This window comes from Candidatus Merdisoma sp. JLR.KK006 (assembly GCF_036941035.1).
Classification (GTDB): domain Bacteria; phylum Bacillota; class Clostridia; order Lachnospirales; family Lachnospiraceae; genus Laedolimicola.
Window position 1 is genome coordinate 21417 of record NZ_JAYMNS010000026.1, and the last position, 23148, is coordinate 44564.

Here is a 23148-nt window from a genome sequence, read left to right on the forward strand (position 1 = left end):
TTTATTTGAGACATTGGGAGGGAAATATGGATCGAAAAGCAATCGCAAAGGAAACCCTGGAGATTATGAAGCAGGGATACTATGAGCTGCCCGGCAAAAATGGGGCAGGCCGGAAAGAAGAGAAGAAACAGATAAAGATAAAAGAAGCCATGGAACAATCCATCCGGCGCAGCATATTGATTTCTCCGGCGGAGGGAGAGAAAATCCTTGCAAAATATGGTACATGTAAGGGATGCGGCCAGCCGGAAACAAGAGTTGAAAATATTTCCACCGTAGAAGCCATCCGCAGGCTTTATGGGGATGGAAAGACGGATATCGGCGTACTGAATTTTGCCAGTGCAAAGAATCCGGGAGGCGGTTTTCTGAACGGAGCCAAGGCACAGGAAGAAAGTCTGGCAGCCTCCGGCACGCTGTATCCAACATTAACGGCTCATGAAGAGTATTACAGAGAGAATCGGTCTCACAGCTCCATGATGTATCTGGATTACGGAATCTACTCTCCGGATGTTATCTTTTTTCGGGATGAGACGTTTCGTTTGACAGAAACACCCGTAAAAGCGTCCGTGCTGACCCTGCCGGCAGTCAATATGGGACAGGTGATTTTAAAAGGAGAAAATGTGGAAGAAGCCAAAAGGGTTATGCGCCGGAGAATGAAGCTATGTCTTGGAATCTTTGCAGAGCAGAGGGCAAAGCATCTGGTATTGGGCGCATATGGATGCGGCGTATTTCGAAACGATCCGAAGGAAGTGGCGCTCTGGTGGAGAGAGCTTCTGGAAGAGGGAATGGGACAGCATTTTATTTCTGTGTTCCATGCGGTCCTGGATCACTCCAAAAACCAGTGCTGCATAAAAGCTTTCCAGGAGTAAATGGCAGATTTATGAACAAAGTCCGCCTGCTTTGAAAGCGTAGATAGCAGAAATTATCTGTAGAATACAAATATAAAAAACTATTATCTGAAAAATATTCGAAAAATATCTGACAAAGTGTATAGTTAGTATTGAATTTTTTCTGACAAAGTAGTATATTAAACTAGCCAGAAAAATTTATGGTTTATACTACGAAGGAGGAATAGTTATGAGGTCAATACAGCAGAGAAACATTGCCCTTTGCATTATTCTGTCATTGGTTACCTGTGGAATTTACAGCTTTTATTGGTTTATATGCATGACAGATGATACCAATGCAGCAGCAAATGAGGAAGGAACATCCGGCGTGATGGCTCTTGTGTTTACTCTTATCACCTGCGGGATTTATGGCTTTTACTGGGCATATAAGCGTGGAGAATTGCTGGATAAGGCAAAGATGGACAGAGGACTTCCGGCTTCCAATGGAGGTGTGCTTTATCTGATTCTCTATATATTTGGCGGAATTATTGCCTATGCGCTGATTCAGAACGAGCTGAACAAGCTGGCAAATTAAGATGATGGATCATAGACGGCTGGGAAAAGCAGGACTGGCAGCTTTACTTCTTGTCGGATACTATGGATTTGTCAGATATACCGGAATGGGCGTACCCTGCCTGTTCCGGTTTGTTTTTCATCTGCAGTGTCCGGGGTGCGGCGTTACTCATATGCTGATGGCAATGGGGAAAGGAGATTTTTCGGGAGCCTTTCACAGCCATCCGGTTATCTTTTGCTTTGGTCCATTTCTGATATGGATTTTGGCGAAATCTCTTGGGAATTATTTATTTTCCAGGAAAACAGTTTGGAAGAAATGGGAATCCGCCGGGATGCTGGTATTTTTGGCGGCATTAATCCTCTTTGGAATCTTCCGGAATGTTTTTTGAGAGGATTCCGATAAAAAATACTTGCATATGACGGGAAAGTATGTTAGTCTTAAAATGAAGTTAGCAAAAGCTAACTTTTATAAAAAGCAATAGTTAGTATATGCTAATTAAGAGAGAGGTACGGAACATGAGTGTTGTAATAATCGGAGGGCATGATCGAATGGTTCGCCAATATCAGGATATCTGTAAAGCCTATCGCTGCAAGGCAAAAGTATTTACCCAAATGACAGGGGATTTAAAGAAACAGGTTGGCAAACCGGATCTTTTTGTACTGTTTACCAATACGGTATCTCACAAGATGGTAAAATGTGCCGTGGAGGAAGCAAAACGAAACAACATCGAAGTAGTGAGATGTCATACCAGCAGCAAAGCGGCTTTGGAGGAGATTCTTGGGAGTTATTGTTAATGATAATTATTCTCAATAAAGGTATTGACAAACAAGCTTGGTATGCTATAATATATAAAGAAAATGATAGTTATTCTCAATTAATAAACGGCAGCAAGTTGAAAAGGCGTGTGCAGAGCTAAGGAAACACCCTGCGGGTATCCCCTTATGCACAAAGGGCATGTGCAGAGCTAAGGAAACACCCTGCGGGTATCCCCTTATGCACAAAGGGCATGTGCAAATTAAGGAAAGGAGCGATCACAGATGGCACTGGCTATGATGGAAGTTGGAGAAACAAGGGAAATTAAAGAATTTCACGGAAAAGAAGAAGTAAAACGACATCTACAGGATCTGGGCTTCGTAAAAGGCGAGAAAGTACAGGTGATTGGGGAGAATCCAAGCGGTATGATTCTCTTGGTCAAGGGCGTGAGAATTGCTCTGAACCGGGGGCTGGCTTCCCAGATTATGGTTGCTTAAGTCAGATGTGGATGCAGGCATCTGCGTTTCGTACGCTGTTTGCAGAAATAATTGAGAAGCAGTAACGCCAAAAAGGTGTTGTGGAACTATATTATAGAAAGTGAGGAGAAAACATGACATTGAAGGAAATGAAGCCGGGACAGTCCGGACAGGTAATATCCATCGGTGAAAGCGGACCCTTAAAGCGGAGAATCATGGATATGGGAATCACTCCGGGCGTGGACGTAAAGGTCATTAAGGTTGCCCCCTTAGGAGATCCGGTGGAAATCAATGTGCGTGGCTATGAGCTGAGCCTGCGAAAAGAAGAGGCCGCGCGAATTGAAGTTCAGGCATAAAAAAGATATTTTTTTGACAGGGGGTTAGCCAATAATAACCCCTAAAAATAAGAACTAAAGTTAGCAGAAGCTAACAATAGAAACGAGTGGAGGAGTAAGAAATGTCATACACCATTGCGCTTGCAGGCAACCCGAACTGCGGCAAAACAACCTTATTCAATGACTTGACCGGTTCCAGACAGCGTGTAGGAAACTGGCCGGGAGTAACCGTAGACAAGAAAGAGGGAACCTATAAGAAGGACAAAGAGATCAACATTATGGATCTGCCGGGAACCTACTCCCTGTCCCCCTATTCCGCAGAGGAAATCATTGCGAGAGATTACATTGTAAAAGAAAAGCCTGACGCAGTAATAGATATTGTAGACGGAACCAGTATTGAACGTAACCTGTATCTGACTCTGCAGATTCTTGAGACAGGTGTTCCCGCCGTCATTGCCCTGAACATGATGGACGAGGTAGAGGCAAGAGGCGACCGGATCAAGGCAGAGAAGCTTTCCGAGATTTTCGGCGTGCCCGTAGTTCCCATCGTAGCCCGCAGCAACAAAGGAATTCAGGAGCTGATGGCAGAAGCGATAGAAGTGGCAAAGGGAAAGAAAACGCCCAAAAAGCTGTCTGTTTTCGATGAAAAGCTTCAGGGAGCCGTAGACGAGGCAAAGAAGCTTTTAGAAGCCGCAGGTGAGTCTGACAGCGAGTGGAAAGCCATTAAGCTTCTGGAAAATGATGAAAATGTAGCAGGACAGGTAACGGAAGATCTGAAGAAGAAAGTAGAAGAGGTTGCAGTAAAAGCCTACGGTCCGGGAGTGGATTTGGAAGCGGCCGTGGCAGATCAGCGTTACCAGTACATAGCAAAGGTGGTAAAGGATGCGGTAAAGAAAGGCTCCACGGGCCATGTGGAGACAAAATCCGACAAGCTGGATAAGATTCTCACCAACCGAATCCTAGCCCTGCCCATCTTTGCGGTGATCATGTACCTGCTGTTCGCCTGCACCAACAGCGAGAACTTTCTGTTCCTTGGAATCAACAGCCCGGGTATCTGGCTGGCAGGCGTGGTAGAATCCATCTGGGGCTGGCTGACAGACCTGGTAGCCGGACTTGTAGGAGGTGCGTCACCCTGGGTATATTCCCTGGTAGTTGACGGTATCATGGAGGGACTTGGCGCAATCCTTGGATTTATTCCGCTGGTATTGGTGCTGTACATCCTGATTTCCTTCCTGGAGGACTGCGGTTACATGGCAAGAATCGCATTTGTGCTGGATCGAATCTTCCGCCGTTTCGGATTGTCCGGACGTTCCTTTATCCCGCTGCTTCAGGGCTTCGGCTGCAGCGTTCCGGCTGTTATGGCAACCCGTACGCTGGAATCCGAGAAGGACAGAAAGATAACCACCATTCTGGCAGGCTTTATGCCCTGCGGCGCAAAGCTTCCCATTTTTGCCCTGTTCGTATCCACTCTGTTTGCGGACAGCAACCAGACCTTAGTAACCTATTCCTTATATATTTTCAGTATTGTAGTAGCGATTATTGTTTCATTGCTGTTAAATAAATTCGTATATAAGGACGGAGCCTCCAATTTTATTATGGAGCTGCCTCAGTACCGTATTCCCACCCTTAAGAGCATCCTCATCCATGGCTGGGAAAAGGTAAAAGGCTTCGCAGTGAAAGCCGGAACCGTTATCTTTGTATCCACTATCCTTATCTGGTTCCTGTCCGGCTTCAATCTCAGTTCCTTCAATGGAACAAATGCAGCCGAGAACGAGGACGGCAGCGTTATGTGCGAGATGAACGACAGCTTTATGGCTTCCATCGGAAATGTCATCGCTCCTATTTTCAAGCCCTTGGGCTTCGGTGAGTGGCGTCCGGCCGTAGGCGTGGTAACCGGATGGATTGCCAAGGAAAATGTAGTCGTAACCTTTGCACAGCTCTATGACGAGGACGTAACCGACGAATATCTGGAAGAATACTTTGCCCAGTATAGCCCGGAGGAACTGGAAGAGCTTGGTTTTGAGGGCGGCGAGTACGATGAGGAGTCTGCAGGAGATATTTATTCTGAGAGCGTACTGTTTGAGGGCGGCGATGAAAATGCTCTGCCCCATATGAAAGATGATATTAAGACAAAAGCAGCAGCCTACGCTTACATGGTATTTAATCTGCTGTGCATGCCCTGCTTTGCAGCCGTAGGCGCCATGAAGCGAGAGTTAAAGACCTGGAAGGAGACCGGCAAGGCCGTAGCCGTACAGATGGCGACCGCCTATGTAGTAGCCCTTTTGGTAAATGTAATAGGCGGATTATTTATATAATATTTGTTGGTAAAGTCGCAAAGGCGCACGAGAGGAACTTTCATGAGTGCCCTTTCGAATGAAAGTTTCTCTCATTACAGGTGTGGCGAAGCGACTTTACCCTTTAGTGCTATTGCGCAGCAATTTTTAATAGGAGAAATCCAAACAGAGGAAATTGCTCATCCGATTCATACTGGAGCATGAGTGCTCCTGCTGTAAGGAAATCTATTATCACGTAAGGGAAGAGGATCCCGCCGTGGGGATCGCCACGGTGTACCGCATGATCAAGACTTTGGAAGAAGTGGGGATCATTGACCGAAGAAACATGTACCGTATTTAAAATATTTGTGCATGGCAGCGTATTTTCGCTGCCTTGTGCTGCTGTGGAAAAATAATATATAATTATTTTAGAAGCTGAAAGCACCGATATTATAGTTAAAATTATTTGCCAAATACTATAATTGGTGATGACAGGCAAGAAAAGGAGGTATTCAAAATGGCGGATTTTATAGTACTTATCATCATAGGCGTGTGTTTGGCAGCCAGCATCGGATACACCATACGCAACAAGAAAAAAGGCGGTTCCTCCTGCGGCTGCGGCTGCTCCGGGTGCAGCGGCTCTTCCTGCTGCGGCAAAAAGGAGTGAATGATACGAAAAACTCCATTTTTAGAGATAATTTACAGATATGTCCGTTAAAATCAAAATATATCTTGTAGAGCAAAATGGAGGAAACAACATGAAAAAAACCATCAAAAAAACAGTGCTTCTGCTCAGCGCAGCCTGCCTTGTGTGTCTGGCTGTAACCGGCTGCGGAGGAAAATCAGCCTGGTCCACCCTGGACCAGGAGACGGCGGAGGCTATTGACGCAGATTTTCGGGGAAAGGTATGGAAGCTTGAGGACGGGGAGCTTTATGCAGCCAAATGTAAGGTAAAGGTCCAGGAAGACGGCTCCATAAACAGCAGCAGCCCCTCATCCAACGCCCCCCTTAAGGATTCCGATCTCATACCGGTTATCTACACGGAGGACACCAAGTTCTATGTGAGAAACATTTCCGGTGACGGAGGGGAGAGTGTGGACACGGAGGGAAGCTTTGAGGATCTGGAGCTTCATATGACCATAGATATGAAAGGAGAGTTTGGAGATGACGGATTTCATCCGTCAGAAATCCGTATGCTGCGTTTTTCCTGAAAAGAAGTCTGTCAAGCCGGAACAAACCTGTGTTATAAATCTTGTTCATGGAGAATACAATAAAAGGAAACAAAGTACAGGTTGGTTTCCCGTGAAAAAATTATATTCCATTCTGATGCTTCTTGGATTTATTTTCTGTCTCTCCATCAATACATATGGGCAGGAAGTGGAAAAGCCGGAAGGACAAACAGAGATTCCCTCTGAACTGAGACAATTATACGCCCAGTCAGCCGTGTTGATGGATGCTGACTCCGGGCGTGTTTTGTTTGAAAAAAACGGTTATGAACAAAAACCCATGGCAAGCACCACAAAGATTATGACCCTTATCGTCACGCTGGAAAATGCCAATTTAGACGAAATCGTCACCGTATCCCAGTATGCTGCAAGTATGCCTGATGTCCAGCTGGGAATTCGAAAAGGAGAGCAGTACCGCCTGGGAGATCTTCTTTACTCCCTTATGCTGGAATCCCACAACGATTCCGCCGTAGCCATCGCAGAGCATGTGGGGGGCTCCGTAGAAGGTTTTGCAGAAATGATGAATGCAAAAGCCCGGGATATCGGCTGCTTTGACACTTACTACATAACACCAAACGGCCTGGACGCCACAGACGAGGGCGGAACCCACTCCACCACCGCAGCTGACCTTGCCCGAACCTTGCGTTACTGCATCACCCAATCTCCGAAACGGGAAGAATTTCTTACCATCACCCGAACCTCATCCTACAGCTTCGGAGATGCAGAGGGGCTTAGAAGCTTCACCGTAGGCAACAAAAACGCATTCCTGACCATGATGGAGGGTGCTTTATCCGGCAAAACCGGCTTCACCAACAATGCCGGCTACTGTTACGTGGGAGCCTTGAAGCGGGAAGAACGCACATTTATCGTAGCCCTCTTAGCCTGTGGCTGGCCCAATAACCGAAGCTACAAGTGGAGCGATACCAGAAAGCTTATGAGCTACGGCCTGGAAAACTACGAGTATCGGGATGTTTGGGAGGAGACGGTTTTCCATCCTCTCCTGGTAAAAAACGGAATCCCCCAAAGCGGCAACCTGGAAGACAGCGCCTACACCGGTGTAGAATTAGCGGTCGAATCCGAAGCGGATCACTTAGAGCTTCTCCTTTCTGAAAAAGAACAGGTATCCGTAGAAACCAACTTCCCCGAAGTCCTGACAGCCCCTATTGAGCCGGGTACCATTATAGGCAGCATCCGTTATTACCTGAACGGGGAAGTTGTACAGATCTATCCTGTCGTAGCGACAGACCAGGTGGAGCCTATTACTCTTCCTTGGTGTATGAAAAAAATTATTACTATCTATTTAGTTAAAATGTTTTAGGGCTGCTCAAAAGCATGGTGCAGAAATCGTAGGCACAATGCAGTTTCCCCTTAAGGAAGCAATAGCTGCATAGAATGCAGTATAAATAAATGTTAAATTCAGGGAAATTCCTGTCAGAGTAAGAGAAATTATGAGCTGACGGGAATTTTTTTCCCTTTTGCTATAACCTTGTGATATAATGGGCGTTAGTGAAAAGAGCATGCTCAGATATTCGACGAACAGCTCATAAAAGGTGGTTTTACCATATGTTAACAGTTAAGCCCAAAGAGGCATACAGTCATGTCCTTTGACCCATGGAGGCAAAAATGGAAGCATCACAGCACAAAAATAAATTTGAAAAAAACAAAAAGCAGACGGCAGTCAAAGTTATGTGGGGCAGCATCATTGTCGGAGCGATTCTTCTTATTACAGCCGTCTGGGCATCCGCAGGCGCCCGTCTGGGAACCGGGCAGGCTGTCAAAAGGGTCAGTGAATTCTACTTGGAAGAGTTGGCTGGCCGAAGGGGACAGGTGGTTGAAGAGAAGCTTAAAAACAATTTTCAATATATGGAGAATGCCATAGGTATTTTGGAGGACACAGATCTTAAGTCTCAGGAAGCCCTGGGCCGATTTCTTGGCAGGACCAGAAGACTTTTAGGCGTGGACAAATTTGCCCTGGCAGATGGAAACGGAGTTATCTATACTCAGGACGGCGCCGTCTCGGATTTAGGTGAATACTATTTTCTGTCGGAGGAATTGACTGAGCCCATTGTCGGCATCCTGAATCCTGACGAGGATGAGAAAATGGTAGTTCAGGCAATTCCGGTGGAAGATATTTCCTTTCAGGGAGTCCCGATTTCTGTGTGCTTCATTCAGCTTGACATTGATGAAATGCTAAAGACCTTAATTCTCCAGACCAGCTATAACGAAACTTACTGCAACTTATATGACCGCAGCGGACAGCGCCTGACGGGAGGAGAGTTCGGGAATCTGACAGGGGAAAATAACCTTTTGGCGCTCCTTGGGGAAGCCGAGATAGAAGGGGAATCTGATTACGAAAAGCTGAAAAATGACTTTGCCCAGGGGCAGTACGGACAGATAATCTTCCGGTATAAGGGAATGCAGGAGGACCTCTGCTATATTCCGGTGGAAGGAACCGACTGGATGCTGACGATTCTGATCCAGGATAATGTGCTCAGCAGTCAATTCAGTTCCATCAGTTCCGGAATGATGAGGCGGGGTACAATTCAGATTATTATGACCATAAGCGTAATGCTTGTGGTGTGCATGGTTCTGCTTTATCAGTCCCGAAAGAATGCGAATATGCTTCTTGATCAGGAAAAAGCGGACAGTAACAAGATCCGTGCAGCTTATGACCAGATCCGAAGAGAGCGTGCAGCTATGGATAATATTCATGCTTCCATAGGCTCCGGAAGCTGGAGTATGGAATTTGACGAGAATGCAGAGATGGTATCCTGTGTATGGACCGATGATTTCCGGAAAATGCTGGGCTATGAAAGTGAAGAGGATTTTCCCAATAAGCTGGAATCCTGGTCCGATCTGTTACATATGGAAGATAAAGAGCGGGTAATCAAAGAATACTGGGATACCGTAAAGGATTATACAGGCGAGAAAACTTATAATGTGGAGTACCGCCTTCACACCAAGTATATGGGATGCAGATGGTTTCATGCAGCCGGCCGGCTGTCCAGGCGCGCAGACGGCTCTCCCGTTACCTTTGTGGGGCTTTTTGTTGACATTGAAGAAGAGAAAAGGATGAAAATGCAGCTGGAAAAGCAGAAGATTGATCTTGAGGATGCACTGGCTGCGGCACAGCATGCCAACAAAGCAAAGACCACCTTTCTCAACAATATGTCCCACGACATTCGGACGCCTATGAACGCCATTATCGGATTTACCTCCCTAGCGGCCGCGCATATGGACAATCCGGAGCAGGTGCAGGACTATCTTGCGAAGATTGCCACATCCAGCAACCATCTGCTGAGCCTGATTAACGATGTTCTGGATATGAGCCGCATAGAGAGCGGAAAAGTAAAGATTGAGGAAAAGGAAACCTCTCTGCCGGAGGTTATGCACGATCTGAGAACCATTGTGCAGGCGGATATCACATCCAAACAGCTGGAATTCTATATTGATACGGCCGATGTGATACATGAGCATATTTTGTGCGACAGGCTCAGATTGAATCAGATCCTTTTGAACCTTTTAAGCAATGCCATGAAGTTTACAAAGCCCGGCGGTCTTGTGGGCGTCCGCATTGTTCAGAAGGGAAATGCGCCGGATGGCTTTGCGTCCTACGAATTCCAGGTAAGAGACACCGGAATCGGAATGAGCCAGGATTTTTTGAAGCAGGTGTTTGAACCCTTTGAGCGTGAGCGGACAAGTACAGTCAGCGGCATCCAGGGAACCGGTCTTGGCATGGCAATTACGAAAAATATTGTGGATATGATGGGCGGAACCATTTCCGTGGTCAGCGAGGAAGGGAAAGGAACTACCTTTACCGTTGCTCTGCAGTTTGCCATCTCATCTGATCCCGTAAAGCAGGGAGTGATACCGCAGCTTCAGGGCCTTCGTGCACTGGTAGCGGACGATGATTTTGACACCTGCTCCAGTGTAACCAAGATGCTTTCCGTGATTGGCATGCGTCCGGACTGGACTACCTCCGGCAAAGAAGCGGTGCTTCGGGTTCAGCTTGCCGAGGAGCAGGATGACGAGTACGCCGCTTATATCATAGACTGGTTGATGCCGGATATGAATGGAATCGAAGTGGTAAGGCGCATTCGTGCCATCATCGGAGATGAAAAACCGATGATTATTCTGACTGCTTATGACTGGTCAGATATTGAGGAAGAGGCAAGAGAGGCAGGCGTAACCGCTTTCTGTTCAAAGCCTATTTTCCTGTCAGAGCTTCGGGAACTTTTGGAATCTCCATTTATGGAGAAAGAGATCGAGGAAGAGTTCCAGGAAGATAATACAATATTTGAAGGAAAACGAATTCTTCTGGTTGAGGATAATGAGCTGAATCAGGAAATTGCCGTAGAGATCCTGGAGGAAGCAGGATTCCAAATCGACGTGGCGGACGACGGAGCCGTTGCGGTAGAAAAGATAAAGGAGGCACAGCCCGGCCGGTACGATTTGATTCTGATGGACATTCAGATGCCCATTCTGAACGGATACGAGGCTGCCAGACAGATACGTGCTATTGATAATCCAAAGCTTTCCGGGCTTCCGATTATTGCCATGACAGCCAATGCCTTTGATGAGGACCGCCGTGCAGCCCTTGAAGCGGGAATGAACGGGCATATCGCAAAGCCCATTGATATTCCGGGGCTTATGGAGCTTTTGAAGGAGATTTTGAAGAGCGGCAGTTCTCTTGACTGAAATGCTGTCTTAAGAGTGAAAAGTGATAGTTACTGTGAACATCATGGGTGTGAACAGTAACAAGTGATAAGGAGAAAAAAGGATAACAAAGAAATTTATAATTGACAGTATTCCGATCCTGTGCTAGAATACAACGGTAACTTTACTATAGTACAGTGACCAATTGGTAGAGAAAAAAAGTAAAAGCCTGTGGGGGATATGAATGAACGGTATTTTGTCAAAGATTGACAGAAATAAAGGTTCGGACATGTTTTCGTACAGGGACGGGAGGATACTATGAAAAAAAGAGTTTTGAGTTTGTTATTGTGCGGCTTGATGACAGCGGCTCTGCTGGCAGGCTGCGGTTCCAAGGAGGCACCGGCATCAGATGCTCCGACAGAGACTGATGCGGAGACAGAAGCGCCGGCTGAGGATAATGAGGATGCCGGGACACCGGAAGCGGAAGATGCAGGAGAAAGTGATATGGCTTATGTGCAGGGAAAAGGCACTCTTGTAGTAGGCATCACTGATTTTGAACCAATGGATTACAAGGATGAGAACGGTGAGTGGATCGGCTTTGACGCAGATATGGCAAAGGCTTTCGGAGAGAGCCTGGGCGTTGATGTGGAGTTTATAGAGATTGACTGGGACAACAAGGTTCTGGAGCTGGACAGCAAGACCATTGACTGTGTATGGAACGGTATGACCCTGACCTCTGAAGTGACCAGTGCCATGGAGTGCTCCAAGGCATACTGCAACAATGCGCAGATTGTCATTGTTCCGGCAGATAAGGCAGACCAGTATCAGGATACGGACAGTCTGGCGGATCTGAACTTTGCCGTTGAGGCAGGCAGCGCAGGCGAGGCGGAGGTAACGGCTCTGGGCTTAAGCTGTACTCCGGTAAAGGCACAGTCCGATGCGCTTCTGGAGGTGAAGTCCGGTACTTCCGATGCGGCAGTTATCGATTCCCTGATGGCGGCAGCTATGGTAGGAGAGGGAACCGGCTATGCGGATCTGACTTATACGGTTCAGCTTAACAGCGAGGAGTATGGCGTAGGCTTCCGGAAAGGTTCCGATCTGGCAGCGGCATTGAATGATTTCTTTGTTGCAAGCTATGGGGACGGCAGCATGGCAGCATGTGCTGAGACCTACAATGTACAGGCAGCTTTGATTGAGCAGTAAAATAATTTTTCTATAAAAATGATTGCGACCGGAATCTGGCCTTAGAGGGCTGGGTTCCTGGCCGCATCTTTTGCTGTAATTTGATTTTTATCACACAGGAAAGCAGGATACATACATGGAGCAGTTTTTGGAGCAGTTTCCGATTGTAGTTCAATCGCTGAATGTTGGCTTTTTACAAACGTTAAAATTGTTTACGGTTACACTTTTGGGTGCGGTTCCCCTGGGGCTTGTGATTGCTTTTGGCTCCATGTCCCGTTTTCGTCCCTTAAGCTATTTTACGAAAATTGTGGTCTGGATTATCAGGGGAACGCCTCTGATGATTCAGCTTTTGATTATTTTTTATTTTCCGGGGCTGGTGCTTGGAAAGCAGATCTGGGGCGGCGGAGAGGCCGCACGGTTCCTGGCTTCCGCCGTGGCGTTTATTTTTAACTATGCCTGCTATTTTTCGGAGATTTACCGGGGCGGGATTCAGAGCGTTCCGGTGGGGCAGGAGGAGGCCGGACTGGTGCTTGGTATGACCAGGAGGCAGATTTTCTTCAAGGTTACGCTGCTTCAGATGATCAAGCGTATTGTTCCGCCGCTGTCCAATGAGATTATTACGTTGGTGAAGGATACTTCTCTGGCGCGTATTATTGCCCTTCAGGAAATTATCTGGGCAGGGCAGGCGTTTATGAAAGGGTCCCAGGGAATTTCCGGTCAGATCTGGCCGCTGTTTTTCACGGCGGTTTATTATCTGATTTTCAGCGGTCTGCTGACGGTGCTGCTGGGACGGCTGGAGAAAAAGCTGGATTATTTTAGGTAAGGGGGCGTATGAAAATGGCGATGTTGGAGGTAGAACACTTAAGCAAGACCTTTGAGCGCACGGAGGTGCTTAAGGATATTAATTTTTCCTTGGAAAAGGGACAGGTGGTTTCGCTGATTGGATCATCGGGAAGCGGGAAAACCACTTGTCTGCGCTGTTTGAATTTTCTGGAGCGGCCGGATACGGGGATTATCCGGGTAAATGGGGAGACGCTTTTTGATGCCAATGATCCGGTGACGACCCAGGAAGAGGCGATTCGGAAGAAGCGGCTGCATTTTGGATTGGTGTTCCAGTCTTTTAATTTGTTTCCGCAGTATACGGCCCTTGGAAATGTGATGCTGGCCAGTGAGCTTCTGGCCAAGGAGCGGCCCGATTACAAGGAGAATAAAAAGGCGATTCATGAGGAGATTGAGCACAAGGCGCAGGTGCTTCTTGTTCAGATGGGACTTGGGGATCGAATGAACAATTATCCTCATCAGCTATCCGGCGGACAGTGCCAGCGTGTGGCGATTGCAAGGGCACTTGCTTTGACACCGGATATTCTTTGTTTTGATGAGCCTACATCGGCTTTGGATCCGGAGCTGACAGGAGAAGTGCTGAAGGTCATCAAGGAACTGGCAGATCAGAAGACCACCATGATTATCGTAACTCATGAGATGGCCTTTGCCAGAGATGTGTCCAATCATGTGATTTTTATGGATGACGGACGGATTTTGGAGGAGGGAACGCCGGAAGAGGTGTTCGGGAATCCGAGAGAGCTTAGAACACAGCAATTTTTGGGACATTATATTCAATGATAGTTGAAATTCAAAATGGCAGCGGTTATACTAAGAAAGAAAATTCATTATTACAGGATAAAGGAAGGCAGGGAAAACAGCATGGAAAAGAAGGAACTTTTGTATGAGGGAAAGGCAAAGAAGGTTTACACCACGGAGGATCCGGATGTTTTAATTGTTGACTACAAGGACGATGCTACGGCATTCAACGGCTTGAAAAAGGGAACCATTCAGGGAAAGGGCGTTATCAATAACCGTATGAGCAACCATGTGTTCCAGCTTTTGGAGAAAGAGGGAATCCCCACTCACTACATCGAGGAGCTTAGTGATCGGGAAACGGCAGTGAAGAAAGTAGAGATTGTTCCTTTGGAGGTCATCATCCGAAATGTGGCAGCCGGAAGCTTTTCCAAGCGTCTCGGCGTAGAGGAGGGGACGAAGTTTGCGGCGCCTACCCTGGAGTTCAGCTATAAGAATGATGATCTGGGCGATCCCCTGATCAATGACTATTTTGCCATTGCTTTGGGACTGGCTACCAGAGAAGAGATTGACACCATTACAAAGTACGCTTTTAAGGTAAATGAAGTATACAAGGCGTATTTTGCCAATGCGGGCATTGAACTGATTGACTTTAAGATTGAATTTGGCCGCTATAAGGGGCAGATAATTCTTGCGGATGAGACTTCGCCGGATACCTGCCGTCTGTGGGACATCAATACCCATGAGAAGCTTGATAAGGACCGTTTCCGCAGGGACTTGGGAAATGTGGAAGAGGCTTACAACGAGGTATTTAAGCGTCTGGGACTGTAAAACATATTTTAAAAGATTGGAATAGGAGAATAAGATGAGCACAGACAGATATGTAAGCCCCTTATCCGAGCGCTACGCAAGCAGGGAAATGCAGTATATTTTCTCTCCGGATAAGAAGTTTCGGACATGGAGAAGACTTTGGATTGCCTTGGCGGAGACTGAGAAAGAGCTGGGATTAAATATTACACAGGAGCAGATTGACGAGCTTAGAGCCCATCAGGATGATATTAATTATGATGTGGCAAAGGCACGGGAAAGGGAAGTGCGCCACGACGTAATGTCCCATGTATATGCCTACGGACAGCAGTGTCCCAAGGCAAAGGGAATCATTCATTTGGGTGCAACCTCTTGTTATGTAGGGGATAATACGGATATTATTGTAATGACTGAGGCTTTGAAGCTGGTCCGGAAAAAGCTGGTAAATGTAATTGGGGAGCTGTCTCGTTTTGCACGAGAGTATAAGGCTCTGCCGACGCTGGCTTTTACTCATTTTCAGCCGGCGCAGCCTACTACCGTAGGAAAGAGGGCAACCCTGTGGATGCAGGAATTTTGTTTGGATCTGGAGGATCTGAACCATGTGATTTCCACCATGAAGCTCCTTGGGTCCAAGGGAACTACAGGAACTCAGGCCAGTTTTCTGGAGCTGTTTGACGGGGATCAGGAGACTATCGACAAGATCGATCCCATGATTGCAAAGAAGATGGGCTTTTCTGAGTGCTACCCGGTATCCGGACAGACCTATTCCCGCAAGGTGGATACCAGAGTGTTAAATGTTCTGGCAGGTATTGCGGCCAGCGCCCATAAGATGTCCAATGATATCCGGCTTTTGCAGCATTTAAAAGAGGTGGAGGAGCCTTTTGAGAAGTCTCAGATTGGTTCTTCTGCTATGGCATATAAGCGCAACCCCATGCGCAGTGAGCGGATTGCTTCTTTAGCCCGGTATGTGATGGCGGATGCTTTGAATCCGGCTATTACTTCCGCAACCCAGTGGTTTGAGCGGACGCTGGATGACTCGGCCAATAAGCGGTTAAGTGTTCCGGAGGGCTTTTTGGCTGTGGACGGAATTTTGGATCTGTGTCTTAATGTGGTGGATGGTCTGGTGGTATACCCCAAGGTCATCGAGAAGCGCCTTATGTCTGAGCTGCCCTTTATGGCTACGGAAAATATTATGATGGATGCGGTGAAGGCAGGCGGAGACCGTCAGGAGCTTCATGAGCGGATTCGTGAGCTTTCCATGGAAGCAGGAAAGAATGTGAAGGTAAATGGCGGCGAGAACAACCTTCTGGAGTTGATTGCAGCGGATCCGGCCTTTAATCTGTCTTTGGAGGACTTGAAGAAGACCATGGAACCTGCTCGTTACGTGGGCAGGGCGAAGGAACAGGTGGATGCGTTCCTTGGCCAGGTGGTACAGCCGATTCTGGATGAGTATAATGAGCTGCTTGGCGTAAAAGCTGAAATCAATGTTTAGAGCTGTCCTATGGTATGCCAAAGGACATCCGAATAATACACATCCCTGCGGGATACCTGCTCTTGGGTATGAATAAGAGGAAAAACGGAAAGACTTTTACATGTACAGCAGTAAAAGTCTTTTCTGTGTACGGAAAGGATGCTGCCCTGGAAATGGCAGTATCCGAAAGGGAATAGGAGAAACAAATGATATTGTCCATAATACTTTTGATTATTGGTTTTTTGCTTCTGGTAAAGGGTGCGGATTTTTTTGTGGAGGGCGCATCGGATATAGCAAGAAAGCTTGGAATTCCATCCATTGTCATCGGACTTACAATCGTCGCTCTGGGAACTTCCCTGCCGGAGCTGGCAGTAAGCGTAACGGCAGCATTAAAGGGCAGTAATGATATTGCTCTGGGCAATGTGACGGGCTCCAATATTATGAATCTTTTAGTGGTGGTGGGACTGGCGGCAGTGATTCGGCCTGTGGCCGTAAAGCGTTCTGTCTTGAGACGTGACTATGTGATGATGTTTCTTATGATCCTGCTGATGCTGGGAACTGCTGCAGAAAGCTTTTGGAACAGCGGAAATGGGGAGATTTCCAGACTGGACGGGGCAGTGCTCCTTGGAGTAACTGCAGGATATATGTGCCGCCTTATCCGCACGGCGGTCCGGGATCGGGTGGCGGAACAATTCGGTATCACACGCCCTCTTCCTGTCAGCCTTCTCTTCTGCGCAGGAGGAGCGGTAGCCATCATCGGCGGCGGTCAGATGGTGGTAAATTCCGCCACAGATCTTGCCTACCGGATTGGAATGAGCGAGTCGCTGGTAGGACTTACCATTGTAGCCATCGGAACGTCCCTGCCGGAGCTGGTAACTTCCGTGGTCGCAGCCAGAAAAGGAGAGAGTGAGATTGCCCTGGGCAATGTGCTGGGCTCCAATATCCTGAATATTGGATTTATTCTGGGAACCTCAGGTGTCATTCATCCCATTGGCGTCGGTATGGAGAATGTATGTGATATTGTGATTTTAACAGCATTGACGGCGGTGTTCTTCATCCCTCTTTGGCAAAAAGAGCAGGTAAGCCGCATAACAGGAATCTTTATGATGGGGTGCTATTTGGGATATATGGCTTATATTATTGTACGGTAGATTTTGATTTGTGAAGGAAAAGACAAAAAAACTCTTGCATTTTTCCAAAAATGTGCTACAATATAGTAGATTAAATAAGGCGGCCGAAAAGAGTGAACGAAAGTTCACTCTTTGTTTTTGAGAAGCAGCAGGGTATGACAGAATAAGAAAAGCAGCAAAAACAGAAGAACATGGCCCCGGACGGGAAAGGAAGTCTATGACAAAAAGAGAGAGTTACGAACAGAAGACAGAGGAGCTGGTACTGCCCATCATCAATGCCAACCATTTTGAACTGGTGGACGTAGAATATGTAAAAGAGGGCGGAACCTGGTACTTAAGGGCTTACATTGATAAGCCCGGCGGAATCACCGTGGACGACTGTGAGATCGTGAATCGGGCCTTAAGCGATCTTCTTGACGAAAAGGACTTTATTGACGAGTCCTACATTCTGGAGGTGAGCTCTCCGGGGCTTGGCCGTCCGCTGAAAAAAGAACGGGATTTTGAGCGAAGCCTGGGGCAGGAAGTGGAGATCCGTACCTACCGCATGGTGGATAGGCAGAAGGAATTTCGGGGAGTTTTAAAAGCATATGATAAGGATGCGGTAACAATTGTAACAGAAGAGGAAGAGGAGCAGATATTCCCAAGGGATAACATTGCGCTGATTCGGCTGGCTTTTGATTTTTAGATTGCAGCCGCAGGAGCACTCTTGGAGACGGACTGAGAGAAAGAGAATTTCCAGGAGTACTCTGCTTAAAACGAGGAGGAAAGAGAACAATGAACACAGAATTGCTGGAAGCTTTGGAGATTTTGGAAAAGGAAAAGGACATCAGCAAGGAAACCTTGCTGGAAGCCATTGAGAATTCCCTGCTTACGGCCTGCAAAAACCATTTTGGAACGGCAGACAATGTAAAAGTAAACATCGATCCCAAGACCTGCCAGTTTTCCGTACATGCGGAAAAGACTGTGGTAGAGCAGGTGGAGGACTCGGTGAAGGAGATAAGCCTTGCCAATGCAAAAATGATGGATTCTCAATATGAGCTGGGCGATGTTGTGAACGTGGAGATTAAGTCCAAGGAATTTGGCCGTATCGCCACACAGAATGCAAAGAATGTCATCCTTCAAAAGATCCGTGAGGAAGAACGCAAGGTACTGTTTAACCAGTATTACGCCAAGGAGAAGGATGTAGTAACCGGCGTAGTACAGCGTTATATCGGCAAAAATGTCAGTATTAATTTAGGCAAGGTAGACGCCATGCTTAATGAGAATGAGATGGTAAAGGGCGAGGTATTCAAACCTACTGAGCGGATCAAGGTGTATATTCTGGAAGTAAAGGATACCACCAAAGGCCCTCGGATTCTTGTTTCCAGAACCCATCCGGAGCTGGTAAAGCGCCTCTTTGAATCAGAGGTAACGGAGGTTCGGGAAGGAATCGTAGAGATTAAAGCCATTGCCAGAGAAGCGGATTACCGGACCAAAGCCAGAGAGGCTGGTCCCAGAACAAAGATTGCTGTGTGGTCCAACGATCCGGATGTGGATCCGGTAGGCGCCTGCGTGGGAATGAATGGAGCAAGAGTTAACGCCATTGTGAGCGAGCTGAGAGGCGAAAAGATTGATATTATTAATTGGAGCGAGAATCCTGCAATCTTGATTGAAAATGCCTTAAGTCCCGCCAAGGTAGTAGCGGTTTTGGCAGATCCGGAGGATAAGACAGCTAAGGTGGTGGTTCCCGACTATCAGCTGTCTCTGGCCATCGGCAAGGAAGGGCAGAACGCCCGGCTTGCGGCAAAGCTTACGGGTTTTAAGATTGATATTAAGAGCGAGACACAGGCCAAGGAGATTGAAGGATGGCTGGATGTGGACGAAGAATACGAGGAGTATGAAGACTTCGAGCATTATCAGGAAGAGCAGGCAGCTCTGGCAGCTTATCAGGAAGCCTACCCGGAAGGTGAGGAATATCCTGAGGAAGGCATGTATGCAGAAGAGTATGGAGAAGCCTACGGGGAAGAATCCGAATATTCGGAGGAGTATTCTCAGGACGCCTATGAGGAATAAAAAAATCTGCTCTCGGGCAGAGATCAGGATGTGATAGATTGAGTACAAATCGTAAAGTGCCTATGCGCCAGTGCACCGGCTGTCAGGAAATGAAAAGCAAAAAAGAAATGCTGCGTATCCTAAAGACAGCAGAGGGTGAAGTCGTACTGGACACCACAGGCCGGAAGAATGGCCGGGGAGCCTACCTGTGTTTTTCAAAAGAATGCCTGAGAAAGGCAAAGAAAAATCGTGGTTTGGAGCGCTCATTGAAAATGAACATTCCTCCGGAGGTGTACGACAGTCTGGAAAAGGAGCTGGATAAAATTGGCATGGAATAAAGCATATGGGATGATTGGCATGGCTATGAAGGCCGGTAAAGTTGTAAGCGGAGAATTTGCAACAGAAAAGGCAGTTAAGGCCGGGAAAGCAGCCCTGGTGATTGTGTCAGAGACTGCATCAGAAAACACAAAGAAAAAATTTCGCAATATGTGTGATTACTATAGAGTGCCCTTACATTTCTTCGGGGAAAAAGAAGAACTGGGGCATGCCATAGGAAAGGAATTCCGGGCTTCGCTGGCAGTATTGGACGCGGGACTGGCAAAGGCCATAGAAAAGAATTTGATCCATGAATGAAAATGCCTGTGGAATACAAACTGAATAACGGAGGTAAGTATGTCGAAAAGAGTACATGAACTTGCAAAAGAATTAGATAAGTCAAACAAAGAGATTCTCGCATTTTTAAGTGAGAAAAATATAGAGGTAAAGAGCCATATGAGCGTACTGACGGATGAGCAGGAGGGAATGGTAAAGAAAGCCTTTGCACCAAAGCAGGCTCCTGCGGCTTCGGCAAAGGAAGGGACGCCTGCAAAAGAAGCAGCACCGGCAAAGGAAGCAGCACCGGCAGCGCCGCCAAGAAAGAAAAAAATCATTGCAGTATATAACACACATAACAGCCAGACGGGAATCAAAGATCCCAGAGCAGAGCGGCGCGCGAATCAGGCCCGTTCCCAGCAGGGGCGCCCGGCAGTTCCAGGAGGCCAGGGCCGTCCTGCAGCACCGGGGCAGAATCGTCCAGCAGCCCCGGGCCAGAGAAGACCGGCCGAAGGTAAAACGGCAGTACAGGGAGGTCAGGCAAAGCCCGCAGCAGCCTCCGGCCAGGTAAAGCCGGCTGGGGCAGCGCCGGCATCGGGCCGTCCGGTATCAGGCATTGGGGTGAGCCCGTCAGGGGCAGAGCAGCCGGCTGCAAAGCCGGTGAAACCGGAAGCTGTAAAAGCTGCTGCACCAGAGACGGAACGTTCCGCCCAGCAGGCAGAGCGGCCGGCACAGCAGCCGGAACGCCGTCTGCAGCAGACAGCAGCAAAGCCTTCACAGAATGCGGGGCGTGACGGTCAAAGGTTCCAAGGTAATCAGAGCCGTGAGAATCGCAGCGGTCAGAGCCGTGACGGACAAGGGAGAGACAGCCGTGATAACCGAGGCGGTCAGAGCCGGGATGGCCAGAGAAGCTTCGGCGGCCAGGGCCGGGACAGTCGAGATAACCGGGGCGGTCAGAGCCGGGATGGCCAGAGAAGCTTCGGCGGCCAGGGCCGGGACAGTCGAGATAACCGGGGCGGCCAGGGCCGGGATGGCCAGAGAAGCTTTGGAGGCCAAGGCCGGGATAATCGCGATAACCGGGGCGGTCAGGGCCGGGACGGTCAGAGAAGCTATGGCAGCCAGGGCCGGGATGGCCGAAGCGGTCAGGGAAGAGACAGCCGCCGTTCCATGGATATTCCGGCAGCTCCCGTTGTAGAACTTCGCAAGACAGAAAACCGCAGAGCGGAGAATAAGAACCGAAATGATGACAGCAAAAAAGAGAAAAACAGCAAATTCAATGATAAATGGGGCGGTAAGCCCGGTCAGGGAAGCCGCCGGCCAAATCAGGGCGGCAATCGTCCGAACCAGAAAAACGGCAGGGGCGGCAAGGGCTCTGCGCCGGTGCGTCCGGCGGCTCCGGCACCAAAGAAGGAAGATCTTACGCCAAAGGTAATTCAGATTCCGGAGCTTATCAGCATCCACGATCTGGCAGAGCGAATGAAGATTCAGCCTTCGGTCATTATTAAGAAGCTGTTTCTGGAAGGCAAGATGGTAACGGTAAATTCCGAGCTGGATTTCGAGGCAGCCGGAGAGCTGGCCATGGAAATGAATTACGATCCCGTTCCGGAGGAAAAAGAGGATGTAATCGGAAAGATGCTGGAGGATGTAGAGGATGCAGCGGAAACCCTTGTTTCCCGGCCGCCGGTTGTGTGCGTAATGGGGCACGTTGACCACGGAAAAACCTCCCTTCTGGATGCTATCCGTGATACTCATGTGATTGACCGGGAGGCAGGCGGAATTACACAGCACATCGGAGCTTATGTGGTATCCATCAACGGACAGAAGATCACCTTCCTGGATACGCCGGGACACGAAGCATTTACAGCCATGCGTATGCGCGGAGCCAATTCCACAGATATTGCTATTCTGGTAGTAGCGGCGGACGACGGCGTCATGCCTCAGACGGTAGAGGCCATCAACCACGCCAAAGCCGCAGGCATTGAGATTATTGTAGCAATTAACAAGATTGATAAGCCCAGCGCCAACCTTGAGCGGGTAAAGCAGGAGCTGGTAGAGCATGAACTGATTCCCGAGGATTGGGGCGGAAGCACTATTTTCGTACCCGTATCTGCTCATACTCATGAAGGCTTAGATAACCTTCTGGAAATGATCCTTCTGACGGCCGAGGTGCTGGAGCTGAAAGCGAACCCCAACCGCAGGGCAAGAGGTCTGGTGATTGAGGCAGAGCTTGACAAAGGAAAGGGCCCGGTTGCAACTGTTTTGGTGCAGAAGGGAACCCTTCATGTGGGAGATCACATTGCAGTGGGATCCTGCCACGGCAAGGTTCGTGCCATGATGGATGACAACGGCCGCCGGGTGAAGGAGGCAGGCCCCTCCAAGCCGGTTGAGATTCTGGGACTGAATGATGTGCCGGGAGCAGGAGAGATCTTCGTATCTCCGGAGACAGACAAGGAAGCAAGAGCCTTTGCGGAAACCTATGTGAAGGAAAGCAGAGAGCGGCTTCTGGAGGATACAAAGCTTAAGATGTCTCTGGACGATCTGTATTCTCAGATCCAGTCCGGCAACTTAAAGGAGCTGAACATCATCGTAAAAGCAGACGTGCAGGGTTCCGTGGAGGCCGTAAAGCAAAGTCTCTTAAAGCTTTCCAACGAGGAGGTTGTGGTAAAGATTATCCACGGCGGAGTAGGAGCAATCAACGAGTCCGACGTAAGTCTGGCTTCTGCGTCCAATGCCATTATCATCGGCTTCAATGTAAGGCCGGATGCGACGGCGAAGGAGACGGCGGAGAGAGAAAAGGTCGATCTGCGGCTGTACCGCGTAATTTACGATGCAATCAATGATGTAGAGACGGCCATGAAGGGAATGCTGGATCCGGTATTCGAGGAGAAGGTTCTGGGCCATGCAGAGGTACGCCAGATCTTCAAGGCATCCGGCGTGGGCAATATTGCCGGTTCCTATGTATTGGACGGCGTATTCCAGAGAGGCTGCAAGTGCCGGATTACAAGAGAGGGAGAGCAGATCTTTGACGGCGATTTGGCATCCTTACGAAGATTCAAAGATGATGTGAAGGAAGTAAAGACAGGCTACGAGTGCGGTCTGGTCTTTGAAAAGTTTAATGATATTCAGGAGCTGGATATTGTGGAAGCCTATACCATGGTAGAGGTGCCCAGATAGGCTGCATTGGCATGCCGGCAACTGATTTGAGGGGTAAATGGATATGCAGGCATATCCGCTTGCCCCAGGG

The 23148-nt window shown here is 48.2% G+C and carries 22 protein-coding genes and 1 pseudogene; all 23 read left to right on the forward strand.

Annotation, left to right across the window (positions count from 1 at the left end; genetic code table 11):
- Positions 1-26: 26 nt before the first annotated feature.
- The 23 genes and pseudogenes from VSQ61_RS16995 to infB all read left to right on the forward strand — a co-directional run bounded on the left by VSQ61_RS16995 (position 27) and on the right by infB (position 23078).
- Positions 27-866, forward strand: coding sequence for a TIGR02452 family protein (locus tag VSQ61_RS16995; RefSeq protein ID WP_334345586.1), 840 nt, complete (start codon positions 27-29; stop codon positions 864-866).
- Between the two features lie 217 nt (positions 867-1083).
- Complete coding sequence (locus tag VSQ61_RS17000) at positions 1084-1419, forward strand: DUF4234 domain-containing protein (protein WP_334345619.1); 336 nt, start codon at positions 1084-1086, stop codon at positions 1417-1419.
- Between the two features lies 1 nt (position 1420).
- Positions 1421-1786, forward strand: coding sequence for a DUF2752 domain-containing protein (locus VSQ61_RS17005; RefSeq protein WP_334345587.1), 366 nt, complete (start codon positions 1421-1423; stop codon positions 1784-1786).
- A gap of 127 nt (positions 1787-1913) precedes the next feature.
- Positions 1914-2192, forward strand: a complete 279-nt coding sequence (locus VSQ61_RS17010; protein ID WP_334345588.1) for a DUF2325 domain-containing protein — start codon at positions 1914-1916, stop codon at positions 2190-2192.
- 243 nt (positions 2193-2435) lie between these two features.
- Complete coding sequence (locus VSQ61_RS17015) at positions 2436-2648, forward strand: FeoA family protein (protein WP_334345589.1); 213 nt, start codon at positions 2436-2438, stop codon at positions 2646-2648.
- A gap of 113 nt (positions 2649-2761) precedes the next feature.
- On the forward strand, positions 2762-2983 hold the full coding sequence (locus VSQ61_RS17020) for a FeoA family protein (RefSeq protein WP_334345590.1): 222 nt from the start codon (positions 2762-2764) through the stop codon (positions 2981-2983).
- A gap of 101 nt (positions 2984-3084) precedes the next feature.
- Positions 3085-5277 carry a ferrous iron transport protein B gene (feoB, locus tag VSQ61_RS17025; protein WP_334345591.1) on the forward strand — a complete coding sequence of 731 codons (2193 nt, stop codon included), beginning with the start codon at positions 3085-3087 and terminating at the stop codon, positions 5275-5277.
- 151 nt (positions 5278-5428) lie between these two features.
- A pseudogene (locus VSQ61_RS17030) lies at positions 5429-5596 on the forward strand (transcriptional repressor); the annotation flags it as partial.
- 156 nt (positions 5597-5752) lie between these two features.
- Positions 5753-5902: a FeoB-associated Cys-rich membrane protein gene (locus tag VSQ61_RS17035; protein WP_334345592.1), complete on the forward strand. Its 150-nt coding sequence runs from the start codon at positions 5753-5755 to the stop codon at positions 5900-5902.
- Between the two features lie 91 nt (positions 5903-5993).
- Complete coding sequence (locus VSQ61_RS17040) at positions 5994-6446, forward strand: hypothetical protein (protein WP_334345593.1); 453 nt, start codon at positions 5994-5996, stop codon at positions 6444-6446.
- Between the two features lie 91 nt (positions 6447-6537).
- Positions 6538-7779: a D-alanyl-D-alanine carboxypeptidase family protein gene (locus VSQ61_RS17045; protein ID WP_334345594.1), complete on the forward strand. Its 1242-nt coding sequence runs from the start codon at positions 6538-6540 to the stop codon at positions 7777-7779.
- A gap of 305 nt (positions 7780-8084) precedes the next feature.
- Positions 8085-11159, forward strand: coding sequence for a PAS domain-containing hybrid sensor histidine kinase/response regulator (locus tag VSQ61_RS17050; protein WP_334345595.1), 3075 nt, complete (start codon positions 8085-8087; stop codon positions 11157-11159).
- A 276-nt stretch (positions 11160-11435) separates the two neighbouring features.
- The gene (locus VSQ61_RS17055; protein WP_334345596.1) at positions 11436-12320 is read left to right on the forward strand and encodes a transporter substrate-binding domain-containing protein; all 885 of its coding nucleotides are present in this window, start codon (positions 11436-11438) and stop codon (positions 12318-12320) included.
- Positions 12321-12435: 115 nt separating this feature from the next.
- Positions 12436-13122, forward strand: a complete 687-nt coding sequence (locus VSQ61_RS17060; protein WP_334345597.1) for an amino acid ABC transporter permease — start codon at positions 12436-12438, stop codon at positions 13120-13122.
- Between the two features lie 14 nt (positions 13123-13136).
- The gene (locus tag VSQ61_RS17065; protein WP_334345598.1) at positions 13137-13919 is read left to right on the forward strand and encodes an amino acid ABC transporter ATP-binding protein; all 783 of its coding nucleotides are present in this window, start codon (positions 13137-13139) and stop codon (positions 13917-13919) included.
- Between the two features lie 81 nt (positions 13920-14000).
- Positions 14001-14705, forward strand: a complete 705-nt coding sequence (purC, locus tag VSQ61_RS17070; protein WP_334345599.1) for a phosphoribosylaminoimidazolesuccinocarboxamide synthase — start codon at positions 14001-14003, stop codon at positions 14703-14705.
- A 34-nt stretch (positions 14706-14739) separates the two neighbouring features.
- Complete coding sequence (purB, locus tag VSQ61_RS17075) at positions 14740-16173, forward strand: adenylosuccinate lyase (RefSeq protein WP_334345600.1); 1434 nt, start codon at positions 14740-14742, stop codon at positions 16171-16173.
- 185 nt (positions 16174-16358) lie between these two features.
- Positions 16359-17303, forward strand: coding sequence for a calcium/sodium antiporter (locus VSQ61_RS17080; protein ID WP_334345601.1), 945 nt, complete (start codon positions 16359-16361; stop codon positions 17301-17303).
- A gap of 196 nt (positions 17304-17499) precedes the next feature.
- Positions 17500-17967 (forward strand): ribosome maturation factor RimP, encoded by a 468-nt coding sequence (gene rimP / locus VSQ61_RS17085; RefSeq protein WP_334345602.1) that lies wholly within the window; start codon positions 17500-17502, stop codon positions 17965-17967.
- Positions 17968-18056: 89 nt separating this feature from the next.
- Positions 18057-19334, forward strand: a complete 1278-nt coding sequence (gene nusA, locus VSQ61_RS17090; RefSeq protein WP_334345603.1) for a transcription termination factor NusA — start codon at positions 18057-18059, stop codon at positions 19332-19334.
- Positions 19335-19396: 62 nt separating this feature from the next.
- Positions 19397-19651, forward strand: a complete 255-nt coding sequence (rnpM, locus tag VSQ61_RS17095; protein WP_334345620.1) for an RNase P modulator RnpM — start codon at positions 19397-19399, stop codon at positions 19649-19651.
- A gap of 10 nt (positions 19652-19661) precedes the next feature.
- Entirely contained in the window at positions 19662-19946 is a 285-nt protein-coding gene (locus tag VSQ61_RS17100; protein ID WP_334345621.1) for a L7Ae/L30e/S12e/Gadd45 family ribosomal protein, read from the forward strand.
- Positions 19947-19985: 39 nt separating this feature from the next.
- A complete protein-coding gene (infB, locus tag VSQ61_RS17105) occupies positions 19986-23078 on the forward strand; it encodes a translation initiation factor IF-2 (RefSeq protein WP_334345604.1) in 3093 nt (1030 codons plus the stop codon).
- Positions 23079-23148: the final 70 nt, after the last annotated feature.